This window comes from Ottowia thiooxydans (genome assembly GCF_040548795.1).
Lineage (GTDB): Bacteria > Pseudomonadota > Gammaproteobacteria > Burkholderiales > Burkholderiaceae_C > Ottowia > Ottowia thiooxydans_A.
On sequence record NZ_JBEPSH010000005.1, the window covers coordinates 224556 to 249495 of the forward strand.

20 protein-coding genes are annotated in these 24940 nt (G+C 58.7%); 10 read left to right on the top strand and 10 right to left on the bottom strand.

The window, feature by feature from the left end; translation table 11 throughout:
• Positions 1-232 precede the first annotated feature (232 nt).
• On the bottom strand, positions 233-1276 hold the full coding sequence (locus ABIE13_RS13190; protein WP_354444102.1) for a type IV pilus twitching motility protein PilT: 1044 nt from the start codon (positions 1274-1276) through the stop codon (positions 233-235).
• Between the two features lie 47 nt (positions 1277-1323).
• Between ABIE13_RS13190 and ABIE13_RS13195 the strand changes: the two genes are divergently transcribed.
• A complete protein-coding gene (locus ABIE13_RS13195) occupies positions 1324-2010 on the top strand; it encodes a YggS family pyridoxal phosphate-dependent enzyme (protein WP_354444104.1) in 687 nt (228 codons plus the stop codon).
• Positions 2011-2102: 92 nt separating this feature from the next.
• Here the strand turns inward: ABIE13_RS13195 and ABIE13_RS13200 are convergent, their stop codons facing one another.
• On the bottom strand, positions 2103-3071 hold the full coding sequence (locus ABIE13_RS13200) for a Bug family tripartite tricarboxylate transporter substrate binding protein (protein ID WP_354444106.1): 969 nt from the start codon (positions 3069-3071) through the stop codon (positions 2103-2105).
• A 111-nt stretch (positions 3072-3182) separates the two neighbouring features.
• On the bottom strand, positions 3183-3860 hold the full coding sequence (locus ABIE13_RS13205; RefSeq protein ID WP_354444108.1) for a MarC family protein: 678 nt from the start codon (positions 3858-3860) through the stop codon (positions 3183-3185).
• 188 nt (positions 3861-4048) lie between these two features.
• Between ABIE13_RS13205 and ABIE13_RS13210 the strand changes: the two genes are divergently transcribed.
• Entirely contained in the window at positions 4049-5203 is a 1155-nt protein-coding gene (locus ABIE13_RS13210; protein WP_354444110.1) for an aminotransferase class V-fold PLP-dependent enzyme, read from the top strand.
• A gap of 841 nt (positions 5204-6044) precedes the next feature.
• On the opposite strand, the gene htpG is transcribed toward ABIE13_RS13210, so the two are convergent.
• The 3 genes from htpG to ABIE13_RS13225 form a co-directional block, all read right to left on the bottom strand.
• Positions 6045-8132, bottom strand: a complete 2088-nt coding sequence (htpG, locus tag ABIE13_RS13215; protein ID WP_354444112.1) for a molecular chaperone HtpG — start codon at positions 8130-8132, stop codon at positions 6045-6047.
• 328 nt (positions 8133-8460) lie between these two features.
• Positions 8461-9285, bottom strand: a complete 825-nt coding sequence (locus tag ABIE13_RS13220; protein WP_354444114.1) for a pseudouridine synthase — start codon at positions 9283-9285, stop codon at positions 8461-8463.
• An 88-nt stretch (positions 9286-9373) separates the two neighbouring features.
• Positions 9374-10081: a Crp/Fnr family transcriptional regulator gene (locus ABIE13_RS13225; RefSeq protein WP_354444116.1), complete on the bottom strand. Its 708-nt coding sequence runs from the start codon at positions 10079-10081 to the stop codon at positions 9374-9376.
• 154 nt (positions 10082-10235) lie between these two features.
• Between ABIE13_RS13225 and ABIE13_RS13230 the strand changes: the two genes are divergently transcribed.
• From ABIE13_RS13230 to ABIE13_RS13265, 8 genes are all read left to right on the top strand, one after another.
• Positions 10236-12170, top strand: a complete 1935-nt coding sequence (locus tag ABIE13_RS13230; RefSeq protein ID WP_354444118.1) for an AMP-dependent synthetase/ligase — start codon at positions 10236-10238, stop codon at positions 12168-12170.
• Positions 12167-12955, top strand: a complete 789-nt coding sequence (locus ABIE13_RS13235; protein ID WP_354444120.1) for an ABC transporter ATP-binding protein — start codon at positions 12167-12169, stop codon at positions 12953-12955. The genes ABIE13_RS13230 and ABIE13_RS13235 overlap by 4 nt, the downstream gene beginning before the upstream one ends.
• An 84-nt stretch (positions 12956-13039) precedes the next feature.
• On the top strand, positions 13040-13969 hold the full coding sequence (locus ABIE13_RS13240; protein ID WP_354444122.1) for a branched-chain amino acid ABC transporter permease: 930 nt from the start codon (positions 13040-13042) through the stop codon (positions 13967-13969).
• Between the two features lie 375 nt (positions 13970-14344).
• The gene (locus ABIE13_RS13245) at positions 14345-15421 is read left to right on the top strand and encodes a branched-chain amino acid ABC transporter permease (protein WP_354444124.1); all 1077 of its coding nucleotides are present in this window, start codon (positions 14345-14347) and stop codon (positions 15419-15421) included.
• Positions 15422-15471: 50 nt separating this feature from the next.
• Positions 15472-16800: an ABC transporter substrate-binding protein gene (locus ABIE13_RS13250; protein WP_354444126.1), complete on the top strand. Its 1329-nt coding sequence runs from the start codon at positions 15472-15474 to the stop codon at positions 16798-16800.
• A gap of 87 nt (positions 16801-16887) precedes the next feature.
• Positions 16888-17706, top strand: coding sequence for an ABC transporter ATP-binding protein (locus tag ABIE13_RS13255; protein ID WP_354444128.1), 819 nt, complete (start codon positions 16888-16890; stop codon positions 17704-17706).
• A 311-nt stretch (positions 17707-18017) separates the two neighbouring features.
• Positions 18018-19274: a phenylacetate--CoA ligase family protein gene (locus ABIE13_RS13260; protein ID WP_354444130.1), complete on the top strand. Its 1257-nt coding sequence runs from the start codon at positions 18018-18020 to the stop codon at positions 19272-19274.
• Positions 19275-19432: 158 nt separating this feature from the next.
• A complete protein-coding gene (locus ABIE13_RS13265; RefSeq protein ID WP_436278419.1) occupies positions 19433-20422 on the top strand; it encodes a tripartite tricarboxylate transporter substrate-binding protein in 990 nt (329 codons plus the stop codon).
• Between the two features lie 257 nt (positions 20423-20679).
• On the opposite strand, the gene ABIE13_RS13270 is transcribed toward ABIE13_RS13265, so the two are convergent.
• From ABIE13_RS13270 to ABIE13_RS13285, 4 genes are all read right to left on the bottom strand, one after another.
• Positions 20680-21687, bottom strand: a complete 1008-nt coding sequence (locus ABIE13_RS13270) for a Bug family tripartite tricarboxylate transporter substrate binding protein (protein ID WP_354444134.1) — start codon at positions 21685-21687, stop codon at positions 20680-20682.
• Between the two features lie 83 nt (positions 21688-21770).
• Entirely contained in the window at positions 21771-22157 is a 387-nt protein-coding gene (locus ABIE13_RS13275; RefSeq protein WP_354444136.1) for a RidA family protein, read from the bottom strand.
• Between the two features lie 347 nt (positions 22158-22504).
• Positions 22505-23431 carry a LysR substrate-binding domain-containing protein gene (locus ABIE13_RS13280; RefSeq protein ID WP_354444138.1) on the bottom strand — a complete coding sequence of 309 codons (927 nt, stop codon included), beginning with the start codon at positions 23429-23431 and terminating at the stop codon, positions 22505-22507.
• Positions 23428-24888 (bottom strand): amidase, encoded by a 1461-nt coding sequence (locus tag ABIE13_RS13285; protein ID WP_354444140.1) that lies wholly within the window; start codon positions 24886-24888, stop codon positions 23428-23430. Before ABIE13_RS13285 ends, ABIE13_RS13280 begins: the two co-directional genes overlap by 4 nt.
• Positions 24889-24940: the final 52 nt, after the last annotated feature.

Sequence of the window (24940 nt, forward strand, 5' to 3'; positions counted from 1 at the left end):
ATCAGAAGGGCACGGCGCAGGCCCCACGCGAGTAACCGCGAAGCTGGCCTTGCCAGGCCGCTGGCTCTGAGCGATCGTAGCGCCAGTCCCCGCCCAAGACCGGATGATGCCTCCAAAATCAGAAGGCCGCGGAGCAGGCCATAAGTGAGTAGCCGCGGAGCTGGCTTTGCCAGGCCGCTGGCTGCGTCCCCCAGGGGGGATGGCGCGAAGCGCCTCAGGGGGGAGCCCATTCTTACCCGGGGAAATTCTCAGGTATCTTCGCTTTGCTCCGAGCCTCACCCACGCTGATCAGATTGCGCTTGACCAAGTCCGTCAAGTTCTGGTCCAGCGTCTGCATGCCGGTATTGGCACTGGTCTGGATCACTGAATACATCTGCGCCACCTTGGCTTCCCGAATCAGGTTCCGGATGGCGCTGGTGCCCAGCATGATTTCATGGGCGGCCACCCGACCTTGACCATCTTTGGTTTTGCACAGGGTCTGGGAGATGACGGCCTGCAGCGATTCGGACAGCATGGTGCGCACCATCTCCTTTTCAGCTGCGGGAAACACGTCAATGATCCGGTCAATCGTCTTGGCGGCGGACGAGGTGTGCAGCGTGCCAAACACCAAGTGGCCTGTTTCCGCTGCCGTCATGGCCAGCCGAATCGTCTCCAGGTCGCGCAATTCGCCCACCAGAATGGCGTCAGGATCTTCCCGCAGGGCTGATTTGAGCGCAGCAGTAAAGCTCTGCGTCATGGGGCCCACTTCTCGCTGGTTGATCAGGCACTTCTTCGATTCGTGCACGAATTCGATCGGGTCTTCCACCGTGAGCACGTGGCCATACTCGTTTTCGTTCAGGTGGTTGACCATGGCCGCCAGTGTGGTCGATTTGCCCGAGCCGGTAGGTCCAGTTACCAGCACCAGGCCGCGAGGTTTGAGTGCGAGTTCGGCAAAAATCTTGGGGGCTGCCAGCTGTTCCAGCGTCAGAATCTTGTTGGGAATGGTCCGCAGTACAGCGGCGGCTCCGCGCGCCTGGTTGAAGGCGTTGACCCGAAACCGCGCCAAGCCCTCGATTTCAAAGGAAAAATCGATCTCCAGGAACTCTTCATACGCCTTGCGCTGGGTGTCGTTCATGATGTCGTAGATCATCGCGAACACTTGCTTGTGTTCCAGCGGCTCTACGTTCAGCCGCCGCACATCCCCGTGCACGCGGATCATGGGAGGCAAACCTGCAGAAAGGTGCAAATCCGATGCTTTGTTCTTGACGCTGAAGGCCAACAATTGCGTGATGTCCACGAAGTTCCTCGGTCAGGTTGTTTACAGTTTGGTACGCTGCGAGGATTATGACGACGATCGCAGACAAGCTCCACAAAGTGCGTGAACGAATTGCGGCTGCAAGCGCGCAAGCCGGGCGTCCCGCTGACTCCATCGGGCTGCTGGCAGTGTCCAAGACTTACGGCCCGGAAGCCGTACGCGAGGCCCATGCAGCGGGCCAGCAGGCCTTCGGAGAAAACTATATTCAGGAGGGCGTCGAGAAGATTGCGGCCTTGCGCGATCTCCCCCTGCAGTGGCATTGCATTGGTCCTATCCAGAGCAACAAGACCAGGCTGGTGGCGGAGAACTTTGACTGGGTACACACCATAGACCGCGAAAAGACCGCCGAAAGGCTGTCAGCGCAACGCCCCGATGGCATGGCGCCGCTGCAGGTGTGTATTCAGGTCAACGTAGACGGAGGGCCTACCAAATCCGGAGTGGCACCTGACGATGCACTTGGCTTGGCACGCGCGGTAGCCGCACTACCGGGGCTGCGTTTGCGCGGAATCATGTGTATTCCCGAGCCGGCGCCGGATTTCGCCAGCGCCCGCGCACTTCATGAGCGGGCCCGGCTCGTCTTTGAAGAACTTCAGAAGGCGGGCCTGCCGCTGGATACCCTGTCCATTGGCATGAGCGCTGATCTTGAGGCTGCAATCGCTGCGGGCAGCACCATGGTGCGTGTGGGAACGGCGATATTCGGCAAGCGAGAGCCCTGAGCGGCTAGTCATATGAATTGGGGGAGACGTATCCCAGGACCTTTGATCTCCCCTGGCAGCACATTGATCTGCGCTTTCAACTCGCTCCCAGTTCAGTCCATCCTGGCACCAGACGCCTTCACTGCCTTTTCCCAGCGCGGGGTCTCGGCCGCTAGAAATTTCGCAAAACCCGCACTGTCCAGGAACGCCGGGTCGGCGCCCTGCGACACCATGCGGTTGCGCATCTCGGGGTTTGTGAGCACCTGTTTGAAAGCATCGCTTAGCTTGGCCACCACGTCCGGTGGGGTGCCGGCGGGTGCCAGGAAGCCGTAGAAGCCCACCACCTCGAAGTCTTTCAGGCCAGACTCGATGGCGGTCGGGATGTCGGGGAGGGCAGGGTTGCGCTCGCGGCTGGTTACGGCCAAGGCGCGCACCTTTCCTTGCTTGTGGTAGCTGGCTGCCTGAGGAATGGATTCGGCCATGAACTGCACCTGCCCTGCCATCAGGTCGGTGAAAGCCGGGGCGCTGCCGCGGTAAGGAATGTGGACCATGAACAGCCCGGCGGCGTTCTTGAACATTTCGGGCACCAGGTGGGAGATGCCACCGTTGCCAGCCGAGCCGTAGTTGAGCTTGCCTGGGTTCTTGGCGGCGTAGTCTCGGAATTCCTTCAGGTTCTTGGCGGGCACGTTGTTATTCACTAGCAGTGCCAGCGGCTGCTGGGCCGTGCGAGCGATGGGTACGAAGTCCTTTAGCGTGTTGTAGGGCAGCTTGTTGTAGAGCGCGCCATTGATCACCATGACCCCGGTATTCGCCAGCATGATGGTGTAGCCGTCGGCCGGGCTGCGTGCTACTGCTTCGGCTCCTACTGAGCCACCCGCGCCGGGTTTGTAGTCCACGATCAGAGGCTGGCCCAGTACGGCCTGCAGTCTTTCGGTCAGCAGGCGGGCATGCTGGTCCAGCGGGCCGCCGGCAGGGAAGCCGATCACGATCTTGATGGGTTTGTCGGGAAAGGCGGCCCATGCCTGGGTGCTGGCGGCGACCAGCAGGGTGGCGACGAGGGCGGGAACGCGCTTGAGGAACATGGGCTCTGACCTTGCTGGAATATGGTCAGATGATCCTAAGTGAGCCCGGCGACTCTGCGCGCTGGGCTTTTCCCTTAGATCATGAACACGTTCTTAGGCCTCACAGGGGCTTCAAATGATCTCTCGCACCAACTCTGTAATGCCAGTCCAGAGAATCTGAACGCCGATACACAGCAAGATGAACGCTGTGAGGCGCAGGAAGACGATCAAACCGACTTCTCCCAGCGGACGCAGCAGTTGGCCGGCGTATCGGAAAGTGAGCATGACGATCACGCCGGTGGCCAGCATGGCAGATACGCCGCCGCCGAAGTTGGCCAGGGAGGTGGACCAATGGTTGCTGTGCAAGGCGGCACCCACCGTGATGGCAGCGGAGATTCCGCCCGGACCGCAGGTCAGGGGAAAAGCCATGGGGTAGAAGGCTTTGATACGCACGTTCTCTTGCGTTAATGACTGTGCCATTTCGGCTTTGTGGTCGTTGGTGATCTGCGGGGCGTACAGCATGTTCCAGGCGGTAAAGGCCACGATCAGGCCACCGGCCACCCGCACGATGGGTAAAGAAACACCAAAAAAATCAAGCACATAAGTGCCGATGAGCATGGCGCCCGTCAGCATGAGGACGACGTTGATCCCGACCCTTCGCGCGAGCATCTTGCGCGTGGAGCGGTCAAGCCCCTGAGTCAGATTGACAAACACCGGCGCTGAGGCCGGTGGGTTGACGATGGGCAGCACTGCGGCGAGTGCAAAAAGAAAGCTCTTGCCGAAAGCAAGGGCGAGTGCAGGGAGTTCCATAACACTAATGTATTCGTCCTGGATGCATTTACGCGCGGCGCCTACGTGCTAAGCTGGCTTTTTTTATGGCCGGGCCGCCCCAAATTAAAAAGCGCCCCCTCGGGGGGCAGCGGATCTCGCGAAGCGGGGGAAGCGTGGGGGCCCTTTTTTATGAGGCGCCGGACTGGCGCCCGATTTCGGAGACGCTCATGCCTGCATTGTTGCCCAATATTGATCCTGATGGCTTGCTCGAGTTCTCGGTCGTTTACACAGACCGCGCGCTCAACCACATGTCCAAGCGCTTTCAAGGCGTCATGAAGGACATTTCCAGCACCATGAAAGAAATCTACGGTGCGGATGGCACCGCGATCGTGCCCGGTAGCGGCACTTTTGGCATGGAGGCGGTGGCCAGGCAGTTCGCAGGCGATCAAAAGGTGGTGATCCTTCGCAACGGCTTTTTCAGCTATCGCTGGTCGCAGATTCTGGAGATGGGGAAGATAACCGCGCCTGAGAACATCACGGTGCTGAAAGCGCGCCGGGTGGGCGATGGTTCCCAGGCGCCCTGGACGCCTGCACTCATTGAAGAGGTGGAAGCTGCCATTGCCCGAGAAAAGCCTGCGGTGGTGTTTGCGCCCCATGTGGAAACTGCCAGCGGCATGATATTGCCTGATGACTACATGCGCCGGGTCGCGGCGGCTACGCGGGCAGCCGGGGGCCTGTTCGTGCTCGATTGCATTGCGTCGGGTGCGATGTGGGTTGATATGCGCGCCATTGGGGTAGACGTGTTGGTGAGCGCGCCGCAAAAGGGTTGGAGCAGCTCACCGGCGTGCGCCATGGTGGGCTTGTCCGAACGTGCCCTCAAGGTCATGGAGGGTACTACCAGCAGCAGTTTCTCCTGCGATCTGAAGAAGTGGTATCAGATCATGCAGTCCTATGAGACGGGTGCCCATGCCTACCATGCCACTATGCCCACCATGTCGCTGCTGGATCTACGTGATGCGATGCAGGAGACCAAGCAGTATGGTTTTGCCAAGGTGCAGCAGGAGCAAGCTGAGCTGGGCCGCAAGGTGCGCGCTTTGTTTGAAAGCCAAGGCTTTGCCAGTGTCGCGGCCGAGGGCTTTAAGGCGCCAGGCGTGGTGGTGAGCTATACGACGGATCCGGATATTCAGAACGCCAAGAAATTCATGGCGGCAGGTTTGCAGACTGCGGCAGGTGTTCCTTTGATGTGCGATGAGCCGGCGGATTTCCGCACGTTCCGCATTGGGCTGTTTGGGTTGGACAAGTGGCACGACGTGGACCGCAGCGTGGGGCAATTGGCTGCTGCGCTGGAGCAGGTGGCGCCTGAGAAAGTGGCTACGGCCTGAGTGGTGCTCGGAGAATTCAAAATGGAACATCGCAACCCAACGCCTGAAGAAGCGCCACCGCAGCCAGATCAACCGCTGGCGCCGCCGCACAAGAGTCCGCCGGACAAGCCGTTTGATCCGGGGGAGCCTGTGCTGCGTTAATTTGGGGCTTTTGGGGGGCTCACTGGGTGGGCGGTTTGGTTTGAGTGATGGCGCTGCCTGCCCTCACTGCTAGTCCGGCCCCGCACCACCTTCTCTTACATGTGGGAGAGGGAAACGAGCCTCGCGCCAGCGACTAACCATTCGAGGGCCGAGCGAAGCAATGGCCCGATTGGGTGTCCCACCCCCTGTGGCCGTGCTGAGGAGCGGACAGCGGGTGGCGGGCAAGAGCACTGCAAGATGCTCTTGCTTCAAGATCTAGCTTGCTGCGGATGTCTGAGCGGCGTGAACGAAGTGAACAAAGCGAGTTCCGCAGCGCCGCCGCACGATGGAGCACCGGAGGTTGCCCGTAGCGCAGCGAAGGGACACGGACTTGGGGCCGCCTTTTTTCTGCCTACTCTATTTTGGCGGAGCCGGATGGCCGGCCCCAAAAAAGAGTAGGTGCGCTGCCGGGCGCACTCCCCGGCCTCCGACCTCGATCTATGCGCAGAAGGTAATTAGAAAGCACAGACAACAACTCAACCGCCGCCTACCCTCACCGGTTGGCCGGCCCCGCCCCACCCTCTCCCAAAGGGAGAGGGAGTAAGACGTCGAACCCGCGCCGGTTCTGGGGCTCAAGTCGGCAGGCGCGCCTGCATCAGTCTCTCTCAGGGGACGAGGGAGTAAAAACCCCACGCGCCCCATACGCAGGGGAATCGCGGCCTTAAACCAGCAATGCGTTCACGCGGCGCACGTAGGCTGCTGGATCCTCCGGCAAGCCGCCTTCTGCAAGCACTGCCTGGTCAAACAATATGTGCGCCAGATCGTCGAAGCGGTCGTTGCCTTCCAGCTTTTTCACCAAGGCATGCTCAGCGTTGATTTCCAGAACCGGTTTGGTGTCCGGCACCTTCTGACCAGCTTGCTTGAGCATCCGTGCCAGTTGCATGCTCATGCCAGCGTCCTTGACCACCAGGCAGGCTGGTGAATCGACCAGGCGGCTGGTGACACGCACGTCTTCGACCTGATCCTTGAGGACTTCCTTGAGGCGTTCCAGTAAGGGTTTGACGGATTCTGCGGCCTCTTCAGCAGCCTTTTTCTCCGCCTCATCTTGCAGGTCACCCAGATCAACCGCGCCCTTGGCCACAGATTGCAAAGGTGTGCCGTCGAAGTCAGGCATGTGAGATAGCGACCACTCGTCCACGCGGTCGGCCATCAAGAGCACCTCAATGCCTTTTTTCTTGAATACTTCGATCTGCGGACTATTGCGGGCACCCGCCAAGGTGTCGGCGGTGATGTAGTAGATGGCTTTCTGGCCGGGCTTCATGCGTGCCTTGTAGTCGGCCAGAGACACGTTGGCGGCATCGCCGGCGGTAGAGGCATAGCGCAGCAGCTTGGCGATGCGCTCGCGGTTGGCGAAATCTTCGCCCAGGCCTTCTTTCAGCACGCTGCCAAACTCACGCCAGAAAGTCGAATACTTGCCTTCACGGGTTGCTTCTTCGGCGAACTTGGCGGCCGCATCTGCAGCCGTTGGCGCATCGTTCTTGTCGACCACATCGGTCACGCCGTCTTCTGCCATCTCGGTGGGTTCCGGGGCGGGCGTGGACTCGCCAGAGCCTATGTCCACTTTTTGCTCAGCACCGTTCTCGGCGCTGGCATCAGCGGTGGCGGGCGCGTTGGCTGCAGCCTGTTCGGTTTTGGCCAGTTCTTCAAGCATGGAAAGAACGCGCCGCGTGTTGCCTTCGCGGATAGAGCGGACGTCGCGGCTTTCTTGCAGCAGCTCACGGCTTACGTTCAGTGGCAGATCGGCGGAGTCGACCACACCTTTGATGAAGCGCAGGTAGCGCGGAATGAGTTGCTCCGCGTCGTCCATGATGAACACGCGCTTGACGTAGAGCTTGACGCCGGCTTTCTTGTCCCTATCCCACAGGTCTTGCGGCGCGTGCGAGGGAATGTAGAGCAGTTGCGTGTACTCCGTGGAGCCTTCAACCCGATTGAGCGACCAGGACAGGGGATCTTCCCAGTCGTGGGCGACCTGCTTGTAGAACTCTTTGAACTGCTCGTCAGAGATATCTTTCTTGGGGCGCGTCCATAGAGCGCTGGCCTGGTTGATGGTTTCCCACTCACCGGTTTTGACCATCTCACCGGGCTGGCCCTCTTCCTTGCCTTCTTCCCACTTCTCGCCTTCCATCTTGATGGGCAGGCTGATGTGATCAGAATATTTGCCAATGAGCTCCTTGAGGCGCCAGCCGTCTGCGTATTCCAGGGCATCGTCGCGCAGGTGCAGGATGACGCTGGTGCCGCGCTCGGCGCGTGTGATGTCTTCAACGTCGAACTCGCCAGCGCCGCTGCTGATCCAGCGTACGCCTTGCTCCGCAGGCAGGCCTGCGCGGCGCGATTCCACCGTGATCTTGTCAGCCACGATGAAGCCTGAATAAAAGCCTACGCCAAACTGACCGATGAGCTGCGAATCCTGCTTCTGGTCGCCTGAGAGGCGAGACACGAAGTCTTTGGTGCCGCTTTTGGCAATGGTGCCCAGATGATCGATGGCTTCTTCTCGACTCATGCCGATGCCGGTGTCAGTGACGGTGAGTGTCTTGGCTGCCTTGTCGAAGCTGATGCGAACTTCCAGCTCTGGCTGATCGCCATACAGAGATGAGTCGGCCAGTGCGTTGAAGCGGAGCTTGTCGCAGGCATCTGATGCGTTGGAGATCAGCTCCCGCAGGAAAATTTCCTTGTTGGAGTACAGCGAGTGCGTGACCAGATGCAGCAACTGTGCAACTTCGGCCTGAAAGGAATGTTTTTGCTTGCTCATGAGTAGAGATGAGAGAAAAGGAAGGTAACGAAAAACGTGTCCGCTGAAGACCTCGCGCACGCCATGGCCGTAAGCATGGCTATTGCTTTCAGTTAATAAACACCGTTCGTGCGGAGGTTTTCCTCAAGCGCATAGTGGCTTTTGAACTAACTAGCACCGTTCGGGCTGAGCTTGTCGAAGCCTTGTGCAACGCTTCGACAAGCTCAGCCCGAACGGACTTTTGTGGCACGACCGGTATTTGTGGTGGCACGACTGGTAGCCGAAATCGAAAGTTTTCTTTAGATGAGGGTAACAGCTTAGATTTTCAAGCGCATGAACTTGCGGCCTATCAAAACAGCTCGCCTGGCGCGAGATAGCGCCACTTACCCACGGGTAATGGGCCTAGATTCACTTTGCCGATCCGTACGCGCTTGAGGCCGACCACTTTCAGGCCCACCAGCTCGCACATGCGGCGAATCTGACGCTTCTTGCCCTCGCGCAGAACAATGCGCAATTGCTCTTCGTTCTGCCAACTTACCTTGGCGGGCTTGAGGGGCTGACCGTCCAATTGCAGTCCGTGGCGCAGAAGGGCCAGTTTTTCTGGAGCTACGCGCGCTTGCGTATTCTGGGGTTGGGCATCAGGCGAATCGAGCATGGTCACACGCACCAGATACTCTTTCTCGATATCGGAATCCTGGCCGATCAAGTGCCGCGCAATTCGCCCATCTTGTGTCAGTACCAATAGACCGATGGAATCAATGTCAAGACGACCTGCTGGAGCAAGGCCCCGCATTTGGTGGGGCGCAAAGCGGGTCTTGGAGCGGTCTTCTGTCCAATGGCTATGAGGGCCGATCAGGCTGGCGGCCGGAGCGTGGCCATCTTCGGCCTGGCCGCTCACAAAGCCCATGGGCTTGTTCAACAGAATGGTGACGCGCTCGGCCTGCTCTCCAGTGGCTTCCTTGGCCACGGTGATGTGGTCTTTCATGGTGACCTGTTGGCCCATGCGTGCGACTTCGCCGTTGACCAGCACCCAACCGCGTTCTATCCACGCGTCGGCCTCGCGGCGCGAAGCCAGGCCCAGCTCGGACATGCGCTTGTTCAGCCTTGAAGTCGCAGGTGCCTCAGGGGCTCCAGCAGGGGCGCTTACGCGGCGAAAACGGGGTGGTTCAGACATGAAAGACTATCAAAAAAATAGCATGAAGGAACTGTGAAAAGCTTCCTTGAGCGGCCATTTTAAGAGCCGGGGGAGAGCCGTCGACTATTTACTCGGCGTCCCAGCTGCGCAGCGCCGCTGAATCAAGAATCCGCAGGCCGCCATATTCGATTCGGACCACGCCCTGAGCACTCAAAGCCTTCAGGGCCTCATTCACGCGCTGACGCGACAGCCCCACCAGGTAAGCGAGTTCCTGCTGAGTGATGCGAAGCAGGTCGCCCACGCCTGGGAACAGCACGGGGTTCACCAGCGCTGCGAGGTTCAGGGCCACCTTGGTCTCGGGGATTCGGCTACTGTCGGCCTGGCGTGCGCCGATAAATTGCGCCAGACGCTCGTTGAGCTGGTTCATGACGAAGCGGTTGAAGCCGATCGAGTGGTCCAGTAGCCAGTGAAACGTATCCACGGGCAGCCCCGCCACCAAACTGGGGCGCAAAGCCTGCACGTTGTAGCGATAGACCTCACGTTTCAATACCGTGCCTTCTCCGAACCAGCCGCCGGGCGATAGTCCGGAGAAGGTTCGGGTCTGGCCCTGTGCGGTGTCGGTGGTCATTTTGAGCAAGCCATCAATAACGCCAAACCAGTAGGTCGAGGGTCGCCCCACACGAAAAACCAGCTCGCCTGGCAGCGCTTCGCTCACGCGCAACTCAGCGACGACGCGCTCAATTTCCTCGCCTTGGAGATGCGATAGCCACGGAACACCAGCCAATTCATCAGTGGTGAGAGGCCTTCGTCTGTCGTGAAGGGTAGGGTGATTCATAAGATCGTAAACACGTTCTAAGGGAATAACCTAGGCGGATTCGGTCTGAATTGTCGTCCAAACGACAACATGACGTCAAAGTATAGGCATATCATCTTCCTCACACAAAGCACGGTGAATAGCCGGGCGCCCATAAGAGGAGACAAGCTAGTCCATGGCCGATACATTTCCACGCCTGCTGCAAAAGCATGCTGCCGAGCGCCCTCAAGCGCCTGCGCTGCGTGAGAAGGAGTTCGGGATCTGGCAGACCTGGAGCTGGCAGCGGGCTCTGGATGAGGTGCGCTGGATTTCCGGCGGTTTGGCGGCGCTAGGCTTCAAGGCGGGTGAAAACCTGGCCATCGTCGGCGACAACAGACCGCATCTTTATTTGTCTTTCATGGCCGTACAGGCTTTGCGCGGTGTTCCGGTGCCTATGTATCAGGACGCCGTGGCTGCTGAGATGGCCTTCGTTCTGCAAGACGCCGAGGTTCGCTTCGTGTTCGCGGAAAACCAGGAGCAAGTCGACAAGATGCTGGAGTTGCGTGAAAGCGCCCCGGGCCTGACGCACATCATCTATGACGACCCCCGTGGCTTGCGCAACTACAAGCAAAGCGGCTTGATCAGCGTGGATCAGCTCTTTGAGTTGGGACGCAAGCATGCGCAAGAAAACCCCGAGTTCTTCGACGCCATGGTGGCCAGCGGCCAAGCAGACGATGTCTCTGTCATTCTGTATACCTCAGGCACCACCGGCAAGCCCAAGGGCGTATGCCAGACCCATGCCAGCTTCATAGGCGCGGCGCGCGGTGGGGTGGCCACCGACGGGCTCAACGGTTCGGACAATGTGCTGTCTTACCTGCCTCCGGCGTGGGTGGGCGATTTCCTGTTTTCCATGGCGCAGTGGATGGTGGCCGGCTTCACCATCAATTGCCCTGAATCAGCGGAGACCGTCAGCATAGACATGCGCGAGATTGGTCCCTCGTATTACTTTGCACCACCTCGGATTTTCGAGGGCATGCTAACTTCGGTGTCTATCCGCATGGAAGATGCCGCCAAGCCCAAACGCTGGTTGCACGAAAAATTCATGGCGGTGGCGCGCCGGGTCGGTTCTGACATTCTTGATGGCAAACCAGTGGCCTTGGGCGACCGAGTGCTCTACGCCATGGGGAGTTTTCTGGTGTATGGGCCGCTCAAGAATGCCATGGGACTGTCTCGCATTCGAGTGGCCTACACGGCGGGAGCTGCCATTGGCCCCGACCTGTTTCGATTCTTCCGCTCCATAGGCATCAACCTCAAACAGCTCTACGGTCAGACGGAAACCTGCGCGTACGTCTGCATTCAGAAGAACGGCCGTGTGAAGCTGCACACGGTGGGAGAGGCGGCGCCAGGCATTGAACTGAAGATCGCTGATTCTGGAGAAGTGTTGGTGCGAGGCGTGTCGGTGCTCAAGGAATACTACAAGCGGCCAGACGCCACTGCGGAGGTGATGGATGCGGAAGGCTATTTCCATACGGGCGACGCAGGCGTGATTGATTCAGATGGCCACCTGCGCATCATTGACCGTGCCAAGGATGTGGGCAAGACGGCCAGTGGCGCCATGTTTGCACCCAACTACATAGAGAACAAGCTGAAGTTCTTTCCGCAGATCAAGGAAGCGGTTTGCTTTGGCGATGGCAGGGAGGCCGTGTGCGCCTTTCTCAATATCGATTTCGAGGCGGTGGGCAACTGGGCGGAGCGCCAGGGCCTTCCCTACGCAGGCTATGTGGATCTGGCGGGCAAGCCCGAGGTGCTCAAGATGATGGCTGAGTGCGTTGAGAAAGTAAACGCCGATCTGGCCAGGGAAGAGGGCATGTCCGGCACGCAGATTGCGCGCTTTTTTGTGCTGCACAAAGAGCTTGATCCCGATGACGATGAACTCACCCGCACACGCAAGGTGCGGCGGGGCTTCATTGCAGAGAAATACGCCGTGCTGGTTGACGCGCTCTACTCCGGCCGCACTGAGCAGTTCATTGAAACTGCCGTGAAGTTCGAGGACGGACGCTCAGGCAAAGTCAGCGCCAATCTGAGGGTGCTGGATACCAAGATATTCCCCATGGTGAAGGAGGCAGCATGAGTGCAGGATCTCGCGCTGGCGACGTCATTCTGGAAGTAAGCAACATCAGCCTGCGTTTTGGCGGTGTGAAGGCGCTGACCGACATCAGCTTTGATGTGCGTGAGCATGAAATCCGCGCCATCATCGGCCCCAATGGTGCGGGTAAGTCGTCCATGCTGAACTGCATCAACGGCGTTTACGTGCCGAATGAGGGCAGCATCACGTTCCAGGGCAAAACCTTCAGCCACATGAATTCGCGCCAGGTGGCCGAGATGGGTGTGGCCAGGACGTTTCAGAACCTGGCGTTGTTCAAGGGCATGAGCGTGCTGGACAACATCATGACGGGGCGCAACCTGAAGATCAAAAGCAACCTGCTTTTGCAAGCGCTGCGCATCGGCCCTGCCGAGCGTGAGGAAATCAGGCATCGTCAATTCGTTGAGCGAATCATTGATTTCCTGGAAATTCAGGCCTACCGCAAGACACCCGTTGGTCAGTTGCCCTACGGCCTGCAAAAGCGGGTCGATCTGGGGCGCGCCCTGGCCATGGAGCCCAGGATTTTGTTGCTGGACGAGCCCATGGCGGGCATGAACGTAGAAGAGAAGCAGGACATGTGCCGCTTCATTCTGGACGTGAATGACGAGTTCGGCACCACCATTGTTTTGATCGAACACGACATGGGTGTGGTCATGGACATCTCCGACCGTGTGGTCGTGCTCGACTACGGCAAGAAGATTGGAGACGGCACGCCACAGGAAGTGCGCAACAACGAAGACGTGATCCGGGCTTATCTCGGAACCAGCCACTAAACCAGGTTTCAGGGTTCATGCCATACGCCCCTAGCTGAACATGAACCCCGACCTCCCTATGCACAACGCTCAACCAAGAAGAACATGGCTTTTTTCCTAGAAACACTTCTCGGCGGCCTGATGACCGGCATGTTGTATGCGCTGGTTGCATTGGGCTTCGTGCTGATCTTCAAGGCCAGTGGGGTCTTCAACTTTGCGCAAGGGGCCATGGTGCTGTTCGCCGCCCTGGCCATGGCGCGCTTTGCCGAATGGATACCTAAATGGACCGGTATCGACAATCCCTGGTTCGCCAACGGTAGCGCCTTTATCCTGGCGGGCGTGCTCATGTTTGGGGTCGCCTGGTTGATTGAGCGCCTCGTGCTGCGGCATCTGGTCAACCAGGACACAGCCACCTTGTTGATGGCTACGCTAGGGATCACCTATTTTCTGGAGGGCCTGGGCCAGACGATCTTTGGAAGTGACATCTACAAGATCGACATTGGCATGCCGAAAGATCCCGCTTTCATCCTTGATTCGGTGTTCGAAGGCGGGATTTTGGTCAACAAGGAAGACGTGGTGGCAGCGGTGATTGCTGCGGCGCTGGTGCTGGCCTTGTCGCTGTTCTTCCAGAAGACCAAGACTGGCCGTGCCTTGCGGGCAGTGGCGGATGACCACCAAGCGGCGCAATCCATTGGCATTCCGCTTGGGCGCATCTGGGTCATTGTCTGGTGCGTGGCGGGTGTGGTGGCCCTGGTGGCGGGAATGATCTGGGGCAGCAAGCTCGGTGTGCAGTTCTCACTCACCACGGTGGCTTTGCGCGCTCTGCCTGTGATCATTCTCGGGGGGCTGACTTCGGTGCCCGGCGCCATCATTGGCGGGCTGATCATCGGTGTCGGCGAAAAGCTTTCAGAGGTTTACCTGGGCCCGTTTGTGGGAGGGGGTATCGAGATCTGGTTTGCCTACGTGCTGGCGCTGGTGTTCCTGCTGTTCAGGCCGCAGGGTTTGTTTGGCGAGAAGATCATTGATCGGGTATGAGACCCCCCCTGAGTCGCTTACGCGCCTTCCCCCCAGGGGGACACACCCAGCGGCCTGGCAAAGCCAGCTCCGCGGGTGTTTGCGCATGGCCTGCTCCGCGGCCCTTTGTGTTGCACGTGAGGCGGTCTCGCCTGGGTTACTTGGGCGCCTTCTCATCGGGGGGACACACCCAGCGGCCTGGCAAAGCCAGCTCCGCGGGTGTTTGCGCATGGCCTGCTCCGCGGCCTTTGGTGTTGCAGGTGAGGCGGTCTCGCCTGGGTCACTTGGGCGCCTTCTCATCGGGGGGGCACACGCAGTGGCCTGGGAAAGCCAGCTCCGCGGCCGATCGTTGTTTCATGCTCCGCGGTTGGCGGGTGAGCGAAATGGATAACTGATATGTTCTATAGAGAAAACGGCCAATTCAAAACGTCCTATCGGGCTGACCAGCAGATCTTTCCGATTGCTCAGGATCGCTGGGCGATTGCAGTTCTGCTTGCGGTGGCGCTGGTTGCAGTGCCCATGCTGGCGAGCGACTATATGTTCAGGGCCATCCTGATACCGTTTTCCATCATGGCGCTTGCCGCTCTGGGGGTGAACATTCTGGTGGGTTATTGCGGGCAGATCTCGCTGGGGTCAGGTGCCTTCATGGCAGTGGGTGCCTATGGCGCCTACAACCTGATCGCCCGCATAGATGGCATGCCCCTGGTGCTGGCGATTATTTTGGGCGGCTTGTGCGCCACGATCTTCGGCATCGTGTTTGGCTTGCCCAGTCTGCGGGTCAAGGGTCTGTATCTGGCGGTGGCTACGCTGGCGGCTCAGTTCTTTGCCGACTGGATGTTCCTGCGGATCAAGTGGCTGACCAATGACTCGCCCTCCGGGTCCGTGTCTGTGTCTCACCCCAGTGTGTTTGGCATTCCCCTGGAAAGCGGCGTGTCCAAGTATGTGTTTTGCATGGTCGTGTTGGTGGTCATCGCCTTGCTGGCCAAGAACTTGGTGCGGGGCGCCATCGGCCGTGAATGGATGGCCATTCGCGACATGGATGTGGCGGCGTCGGTGATTGGAATCCGCCCCATGTACGCCAAGCTGAGCGCATTTGCCGTGAGCAGCTTCATCATTGGCGTTGCCGGCTCGCTCTGGGGCATTGTGCACCTGGGTACTTGGGAACCTGCGGCGTTCTCGGTGGAAGTCTCCTTCCGCCTGCTCTTCATGGTGATCATCGGCGGCTTGGGCTCGATCATGGGGGCGTTTTTTGGCGCCGCCTTCATCGTGGTGTTGCCCATCTTCCTGAACCAGTTTCTGCCAAGCCTGCTGGGTCTGTTTGGCATCGGTATCACAACAGCCGGCATCTCGCATGCCGAGCTGATGATTTTCGGTGCCCTGATTGTCTGGTTTCTGATTGTGGAGCCGCATGGCCTGGCCAAGCTGTGGTCCACCGGAAAACAAAAGATGCGTCTGTGGCCATTCCCCCACTGAGCGCACGTTCCAAGAGTTCCCGTAGTGTTCATTTCAATAAGGAGACAAGCATGAAGTTAAGCACAACCATGATCGCCGCTGCAGTAGTGGCCGCCGGAACATTGCTCACTGCGGGCAGTGCATTCGCGCAGGCCAAGGAGCAGTTCTTCCCGTTGCTGTCCTACCGCACCGGACCCTACGCGCCTAACGGCACGCCGTGGGCCAACGGCAAGCAGGATTACCTCAAGATGATCAACGCACGCGATGGCGGCGTGAACGGCGTCAAGCTGACGTTTGAGGAATGCGAAACAGGTTACGCCACCGACCGCGGCGTGGAATGCTATGAACGACTGAAAAGCCGACCTGGCGTGGCCTTGTTTGATCCGCAAGCGACGGGCATTACATTCGCCTTGACCGAGAAAGCACCGGCCGACAAGGTCGCGCTGCTGACGCTGGGTTATGGGCTCTCGGTGGCGCAAGATGGCCTGGCTTTCAAGTGGAATTTCCCGCTCATGGGCAGCTACTGGACGGGCGCCGACATCCTGATCCAGCATATCGGTAAGGAAAACGGTGGTCTCGACAAGCTCAAGGGCAAGAAGATTACGCTGGTCTACCACGACAGTCCGTTCGGCAAAGAGCCTATCCCGTTGCTGCAAGAGCGCGCCAAGATGCACGGCTTTGATCTGCAGCTGCTGCCAGTGACGGCACCAGGCGTTGAGCAAAAGGCCACGTGGCTGCAAGTGCGTCAGCAACGTCCTGACTACGTGCTGCTCTGGGGCTGGGGCGTGATGAATTCCACCGCTTTGAAAGAAGCTCAGGCCACCGGCTATCCGCGCGAGAAAATGTACGGCGTGTGGTGGGCTGGCGCAGAGCCTGATGTGCGTGACGTGGGCGCAGGTGCCAAGGGCTACCACGCGTTGGCACTCAATGGTTCCGGCCAGCAAGCCAAGGTCATGCAGGACATCCTGAAGTTCGTGCACGACAAGGGCCAGGGTACAGGGCCCAAGGATGAGGTTGGCCAAGTGCTTTACATGCGCGGAGCCATCATTCAGATGCTGAGCGTTGAAGCTGTGCGCAAGGCGCAAGAGCGATTTGGCAAAGGCAAAGTCATGACCGGCGAGCAGGTGCGTTGGGGCCTGGAAAACTTGAACCTGGACCAGAAGCGGCTGGACGCACTGGGCTTTGGCGGTGTCATGCGTCCGTTGCAAACCACTTGCGCTGACCACATGGGTTCCACCTGGGCCCGCGTGCAGACCTGGGACGGTGCCAAGTGGAATATTGGCAATGACTGGTATCAAGCCGATGAAGCTGTGATCAAACCTATGGTCAAGGATGGCGCAGCCAAATACCTGGCCGACAAGAAGATGCAAGCCCGTCCGGCAGGCGACTGCAATAGCTGATCCGAGGGCATCCAGTAAGGCATTTCACTCATAGGCAGGCAGGGCGTGTTCTTGCTCTGCCTGCGAGTGATCGATCAAGGCATTCCGATGAGTGAAACACCAGCATCTCCCACTCTCCTCGTTGTCAATGGCATCGAGGTTATCTATAACCATGTGATCCTGGTGCTCAAAGGGGTGTCGCTGACTGTGCCTCAAGGAGGTGTGGTCGCTATCCTGGGAGGCAACGGCGCTGGCAAGACGACCACGCTAAGGGCTGTCTCCAACCTGCTTAAAGGCGAGCGCGGCGAAGTCACCAAAGGAACCATCGAGTACCGGGGTGAGCGAATCGAGAACCTGAGCCCGGCGGAGCTGGTGAAGCGGGGTGTGGTTCAAGTGATGGAAGGGCGCCATTGCTTTGCGCACCTGACCATTGAAGAGAATCTGCTGACCGGCAGCTACACCCGTACCGACAAGGCGGAAATCGCCCGCAACCTTGAAAAGGTCTACACCTATTTCCCGCGTCTGAAGACTCGCCGGACCAGTCAGGCGGCCTATACCTCGGGCGGTGAGCAGCAAATGTGCGCCATAGGACGTGCGCTGATGGCCAACCCCAGCATGGTGCTGCTCGATGAGCCGTCCATGGGGCTGGCGCCCCAAATTGTTGAAGAGGTGTTCACCATCGTCAAGGATTTGAACGTCAAGGAAAAGACCACATTCCTGCTGGCCGAGCAGAACACCAACATGGCCCTGCGGTATGCCGACTATGGCTACATCATGGAAAGTGGCCGCGTGGTGATGGACGGCAAAGCATCCGATCTGGCAAGCAACGAGGACGTCAAGGAGTTCTACCTCGGAGTCGGAGGCGGCGAACGCAAGAGCTTCAAGGACGTCAAGAGTTACAAGCGCCGCAAGCGCTGGTTGGCTTGATGGACTCCCCCCTGAGTCGCTTACGCGCCTTCCCCCCAAGGGGGGGACGCCTGCAGCGGCCTGGCAAAGCCAGCTTCGCGCAAGCCCTTTATGGCTTGCTCCGCAGCCTCTCGAATTTACTCCCTCTCCCGCTTGCGGGCGCCCGGCTAGGGGAGAGGGTAGGGCGGCGATTGGAATCTCAATGCCGTCAATTTCTTCACCGCGTGTCACAGTCAATGGAAGCGGTAGAGGTTGCCAATTCGGCTCGCATTTTTGAGATGCGGGTGATGAAATTTTGACGCGTCGTCATCGATAACTGATATGGAAACATCATGAGCGTGTATTTCGACACTCTGGAGACGCGTGACCCTGCCGTTCGCGAGGCGGCATTGATGGCGGCGCTATCGGGCCAGATTGCGCATGCCCAGGCCCATAGCGCAGCGATGGGCGAGATTCTGGCTGGCGTTCAGGCTGGCGAGGTGAATTCACGCGCCACGCTGGCCAAGCTGCCCGTGACGCGCAAGAGCGATCTGCTGGCCCGGCAAAAGGCACAGCGGGCTGCGGGGCAGGATGCCTTTGGCGGATTTGCCGCCATCTCTCGCGGTCCCCGGATGCGGCGCATCTACGGCAGTCCAGGTCCCATTTACGAGCCTGAAGGCGTCGCCGCCGACTACTGGCGTGCCGCGCGCGCCATGGTGGCGGCAGGCTTTCGTTCTGGTGATCTGGTGCACAACGCTTTCAGCTACCACATGACGCCAGGGGCGTTCATCATGGAGTCTGGTGCGCATGCCGTGGGTTGTACCGTTTTTCCTGCCGGCACAGGTCAGACGGAGCAACAGTTGGAAGCCATTGTGGAGCTCAAACCGCAGGCTTATCTCGGAACGCCCAGTTTTCTGCGCATCCTGGTTGAAAAAGCCGCGGAGGTGGGCACAGACATCTCCAGCATGCGCCATGGACTTGTGGGCGGCGAGGCTTTCCCTCCCAGTCTGAGAGACTGGTTTACCGCGCGCGGCATGCAGGTCTATCAGAGCTATGCGACTGCGGATGTCGGCCTTATTGCCTATGAAACATCATCCCGCGAAGGGCTGGTACTTGATGAGGGCGTGATCGTCGAGATCGTTCGCCCTGGCACTGGAGACCCGGTCGGGGAAGGTGAAGTAGGAGAAGTGGTGGTCACGGTCTTGAACCCTGACTACCCTCTCATCCGGTTCGGCACCGGAGATTTATCAGCGGTGCTGCCAGGCTTTTGCCCTACCGGCCGAACCAATGCGCGTATCAAAGGGTGGTTGGGCCGGGCTGACCAGACCACCAAGATCCGGGGCATGTTCGTCCATCCTTCCCAGGTTGCGGAGATTGTGCGCCGCTTTCCAGGTATTGGCCGTGCCCGGCTGGTGGTGAGCGGTGAAATGGCTAATGATCACTTGACCTTGGTCATTGAAAGCGATGGAAATCAAGGAGATGATTGGCGGCAGCAGGTGGTCGATGCCATCCGCGATGTCACCAAGCTGCGGGGGGAGGTTCAAATGGTGCCCCTGGGCAGCCTGCCCAATGATGGCAAGGTCATCGAGGACGCGCGCAGCTATCAATAAGGGCTTGCCCTAGTCGCCAGGGCGCTTGGCGCGGAAATTCGCCACATCAAGCCCATGTTTGCGAGCAAACCCCGATTCGCAGTGTCTTTGAATTTCCGTAAGATCAGGCGTTTTCTCCCTCTGGATTTTCGAAAAGGAACGCATTCATGAAAACTGGTTTGCCTACTGCCCTGCGCCTTGGCGCTGCTGCCGCTGCGCTGGTTTGCGCCGCAGGTGTACAAGCCCAAGCTTTTCCAGCCGCTGGCAAGACCATCACTCTGGTCGTGCCTTTCGCCGCAGGTGGACCTACTGACAAAGTGGCTCGCGATCTCGCTGAAGCTCTGCGCAAGCCCTTGAATGGCGCCACTGTGGTTGTAGATAACGCCGCAGGCGCTGGCAGCACCATTGGCACCGCCAAGGCTTTCCGTGCTGCGCCCGACGGCTACACGCTGCTGGTGACACACGTAGGTATGGCCACCACGCCGACTCTGTACCGTAACCCTGGTTACAAGTATGAGGAATTCGAATACCTGGGCCTGATCAACGAAGTGCCTATGGTCGTGGTCGGCAAGCCAGCGCTGGCTGCCAATACCTGGGCTGAGCTCAATACCTGGATTGGCCAGAACAAGGGCAAGGTCAATCTGGGCAACGCTGGATTGGGCAGCGCGTCTCACCTTTGCGGTCTGATGCTGCAAAACGCACTCAAGACCGAAATGACGACAGTGCCTTACAAAGGTACGGCACCCGCGATGACCGACCTCATCGGTGGCCAGATCGACATCATGTGCGATCAGACGACCAACACCACCAGCCAGGTTGAAGGCAAGCGGATCAAGGCATTCGCTGCCAGTACAGCAAAGCGCGTGGCCATTCCTGCGGTTTACAAGGATTTGCCTACCCTGGACGAGGCTGGACTCAAAGGCTTCAACGTGAGCATCTGGCACGGTTTGTACGCACCTAAAGGCACGCCACCAGCCGTGCTGAAGACGCTCAATGACGCTCTCAAAGTCGCTCTGAAAGACGCTGATTTCATCAAGAAGGAAGAGGGTCTGGGTGCGGTGGTGGTGAATGACGCCCGCGTCAATCCTGCCGACCACAAGAAATTTGTAGCTGCTGAAGTGGCCAAGTGGGGCACAGTCATCAAGGCGGCGGGTCAGTACGCTGACTGATACTGTCTGATATCGAGGTGCTTCGGGACCTCGAATATGGCGCAGCCACAAGCTTGACGAGAGCTTGACATTGGCAGGAGAAAAATGGCCTCTTTTAGAGGCCATTTTTTGGTTTTCAAGTCACAAGGAAGCCACAAGACTGCCGCTAGGCTGTCTATAGGGGATCCGAAGCGGTAAATATTGGGTATCTACGCTCGGCCTCTGGATCGCTTGGGGGAACCTTGTGATTCACGGGCGGCAGGTCCTGACCTAGGGCTCTACTCTTTCTCGACCTTCGCAGAGGACAGCAGTTTGGTTTGCTCCTCGGTTTCCTTCACAAGAAACTGTCTGAACTCAGCTGCCGAATGAGGGCGGTAGTTCTCTGCGCCCAGGTCGTGCATTCTCTGAACGAGTTCGGGGGTTTGCATGACCTTATTGGCCGCCGCGTTCAGCGCCGAGACGACATCCCCGGGGGTGTTAGCAGGTGCATAGAATCCAAGCCAGGTGACATGCTGATAGTCAGGAACTCCTGCTTCAGCGATAGTCGGTACAGTGGGCATGGTGTCGAGCCGCTGGGACCCTGAGACTGCGATCGCCCTGAAGCTACCTTGCTTGGCGTTTGGAATCGCAGACGGTGCACCTGAAAACATGGAATCGATATGGCCACCCATAACGTCCAGTTCCGCAGCTCCGCTGCCCTTGTAGGGTATATGCCTCAATTTGACGCCCGCATAGTGTTGCAGCAACTCCATTGACAAGTGATTACTGGAGCCGAGCCCTGCGGACGCGTAGCTGACGCCCTCGGCTTTGACCTTTGCCGCCGCTATCAAGTCTTTTACATTTTTGTAGGGGCTTTTGTTGGGCACAACTAGAACGTTGGGGAACACTCCTACTTTGAGAATAGGTTGAAAGTCCTTGGCTGGGTCGTAGGAAATTTTGTGCCGCAATAAGGCATTGGTGATGTGCCCCGGGCCAATCAACAGAAGTGTGTTGCCATCCGGGGCCGCGCGTGCGACTTCGGTAGTACCCAGGATGCCGTTGGCGCCCGCCTTGTTGTCGACGATCACAGAGCGATTCAAAAGAGGTCGCAGGTTGTTGGCAATCAGCCTGGCGACGACATCGGTGTATCCGCCCGGTGGAAAAGGCACGACGATCCTGATAGGCAGCTTGCTGTCCTTCCAGGGTTCAGCAGCACTTGCTGTAGGAGCCAACCCAAGTTGGCCGAGTGCGATGGCCGACGTCGCCTTGATCATGGTTCTGCGGGAAGCGGGCATTGAAAGTCTCATCGGAATCTCCTTCTAGTCATCCAGAATCAGTCGGGCAATCATTTCTGAGGGCCGGCGCCTGAAGAGGCCCGCCGTCTATGGTGTTATGCGATCGCCACACACTCCACTTCCACCAGAAAATCCTTGCGAGGAAGTCTTGCTTCCACCGTGGTGCGAGCCGGCCAGCTTTGTGGGTCTGTTCCAAAAATTTCTTTGTAGATGGCATTCATTTCCTCGAAGTCAGCGCGCCGATCGAGGTACACAGTGACTTTCACAGCCTTTGCGATGGAGGAGCCTGCCGCGGCCAAGATCTCATTCACATTCGCCAGAGCCTGTCTGAACTGGCCGCCGAAGTCACCTAGCGCCAGCTGCAGCTGGGCGTCGTAACCTGCGCACCCGGAGACAAATACCAGTCCTGCTGCCTTGACCGCGTGGGCGTGCGGCGACTTGCTGCGGGCGAGTCCGGGTGCATATATGGATTCCTTGAGCATAGTTTCTTTCTAAAAATTAGGAGGTGATTGCATCCCAATGGACTGATAGGATTTCCTGGTTTCAAGTCAGTCCGGAGCGCAGGAAAAAATGGTTTTGACATTGAGATGCGTGTCTAAACCTTCGACTCCAGGAAATTGTGCCTAGCCTTGCGCGAAGTCTCAATCGATGAAAATTCGAGGTCTTTCTACGAAAAGAAAGGAGGCTCCATGAGGCCTGGCGTCAATGAACCATCTGCAGGGCGTAAGGCTGGCTTGGAGATGCAATTGAAGAGCAGGGAAATTCGTTCTTGCCCCTGAAAGAGCTTGATAGGGCGAGCTCTTTGACCAAAGGTGCTGATGCTTGAATGTCAGGTACGTGCGGAGTGATGTTCCGACAGCGCACGGTCCAGTTCAGCTTCCGAGCGAGCGCCTTCTTCCTGTAACCAGGCTACAAACAGGTCAACGGCGTCGTTGCCCTGTCTCAAAGTTCCAATGGCATAGTCGCTTGATTGCACTGACGGATGCCCGAGAAAGGTTGATATCAGGCGGCCTTCACAAATGTCGTCCACAACGGTGGTCGCGGGAGCAATGACGACGCCATCGCCTCGCACGGCGGCCTCCACGGAGAAGTAGAGCTGATCGAAATGCAATCTCTTGACAGTCGTGCCGGGTGGCGTTTTAGCGAGCGCCTGCAATGCTGTCCAATAGTCCAATCCTTCGGCAGTGTGGATCAGAGGCACGCTGGCCATGGCCGTGAGTGGAATAGCGCCTTCCGGCACGAGCCGCGGGCTGCACAACGCCATGCGCCGGGCGGCGAAAAGCCGATGCCATTGCGCTCCGGGATGGGACTTGGCCGCTAGCCGTATGGCGATGTCATAGTCCCCGCTGGAGAGATCCGCATCGCTTAACGATGTCCCCAAACGAATCTGGATTTTGGGGTGACTTTCATGGAAACGTGGTAGCCGGGGAATGAGCCATCGTGTGGTAAGTGTCAGGCCTGCATTGACAGAAACGGAGCTTGCCGTGTGGCGGCGCTTGATAGCGGCCGCGGCGTTTTCCAGGCGATCCAGCGCTGGGCCTGCGGTGGCCCAGAAACGTTCGCCATCATCGGTCAGCTCGATGCGACGGCCTACGCGCTGAAATAGTGCAGTCCCGAACCACTCTTCGAGTTGGCAAACCTGACGCCAGACAGCGCCGTGTGTGACATGCAGCTCCTCTGCCGCCTTGACCAGGCTCTGGTGGCGCGCGGCGGCCTCGAACATGCGCACTGCATTGAGAGGGGGGAGCTTCCTCATGTGACTCCGTTGGGGAATGTAGCCCCGCTGGACAGGCGCGGCTCGAGTTGCTGCTGCAACAGGGGCGGCGTGCCTAGTAGCTGGCGGGCGTTTCCAATCATGTCTTCTATAGCGCATGCAATTTGCACAAGCATAGCCTCAGCGCCGCGCGGCGCCGCCAATTGGAGGCCGATAGGGAGACCCTCATGTGAAAGTGCTACAGGCATGCTGAGGGCGCAGAAGCCAAAGAGGCTGAAAACGCCTGTATTGCCCATGGCGTCTATATTCGCTCGAATGTATGTCTGAGGGTCATTCAAATCTTCTAGTAGTGGAGGCAGGTTCAGTGTGCTGGGGGTGAGCATAGCGTCCACATGCGAGAGACGATGCTCTGCTTGCTGAGCCAACCGATCCAGTTTTCGAATACTCCTGATGTAGGTGGTAGCCGTCATGCTGCTCGCCTGTGAAAGCCGCAGCCGCACGGATTCATCCAGCTCATCGTGCCGGTCGGGGAGCGTGGTGCCGAAGGATGCGAGCAACTCAGGCCCTGCAATACCGCCGTCGTGAAAAATTTCGTAAGCCTCATCGGCTTCGGTTAACCGAACTTCGACGATGTCGGCACCCGCTGAGGCGAGCTGAGTCAACACGTTCTCTACCGCCTCTGCAATGCCAGGGGCGCAGCGCGCAAAGAAGAAGGTGCGGTCCACTCCCAGCCGATAACCCGCGAGAGGCTTGGGTGTTGGCAACTGGGTTGGAGAGAGCTCGCATGAAAGTGTACGGTAGACCAAGGCGAGATCTGCAGCGGTCCGAACCAGCACTCCCGGCGTGTCGCAGGTCGAACTCAGCGGGACAATGCCGCGAGTGGACCAGGTTCCTGGTGATGGCCTGAACCCTACCGTGCCCGTGTACGCAGCTGGCACACGGACAGAGCCTGCCGTATCGGTGCCCAGTGCCACCCAGGCCGAGCCTTCGAGAAGCGAGACTCCGGCGCCCGAGCTGGACCCGCCAGGAACGCGGTGGCCTGTAGTATCCCAGGGATTGCGAGGTGTTCCATGATGGTTGTTAAGGCCCAGGCCACCCAGTGCGAATTCCACGGTGTGGGTCTTCCCGACCAACACAGCCAATTGCCGACGCAGGCCTTGTACCAGGGGGCCTTCGCTGCGCCATTGGTTAGGTAGTGCTCGCTTGGCGCCTGCGAAGGTTGGCCAACCGGACACGCCGTACATGTCTTTCACGGAGATGGGGATGCCTTGCAGCGGCCCCAGGTCCATGCCGGCTTTGAACGCACTGTCCGCTACTGCGGCCTGGGCCAGGCAGGCGCGTTCGTCAAAAAACTTGTATGCACCCAGCAGTTCTCCATGTTGCCGGTGTTGGCGAATGACATGGTGCGCCAAGCTCGTCGCACTGAGGCAGCCTGAGCGCAACGCACGCCCCAGTTCGGCGATACCGAGGTGGCCGATGGGAACATGTTCAAGTATCACCTGGTCTCTCCATAGAGCACTGCCCGCCCACTTGTGCAAACATGGACATGTT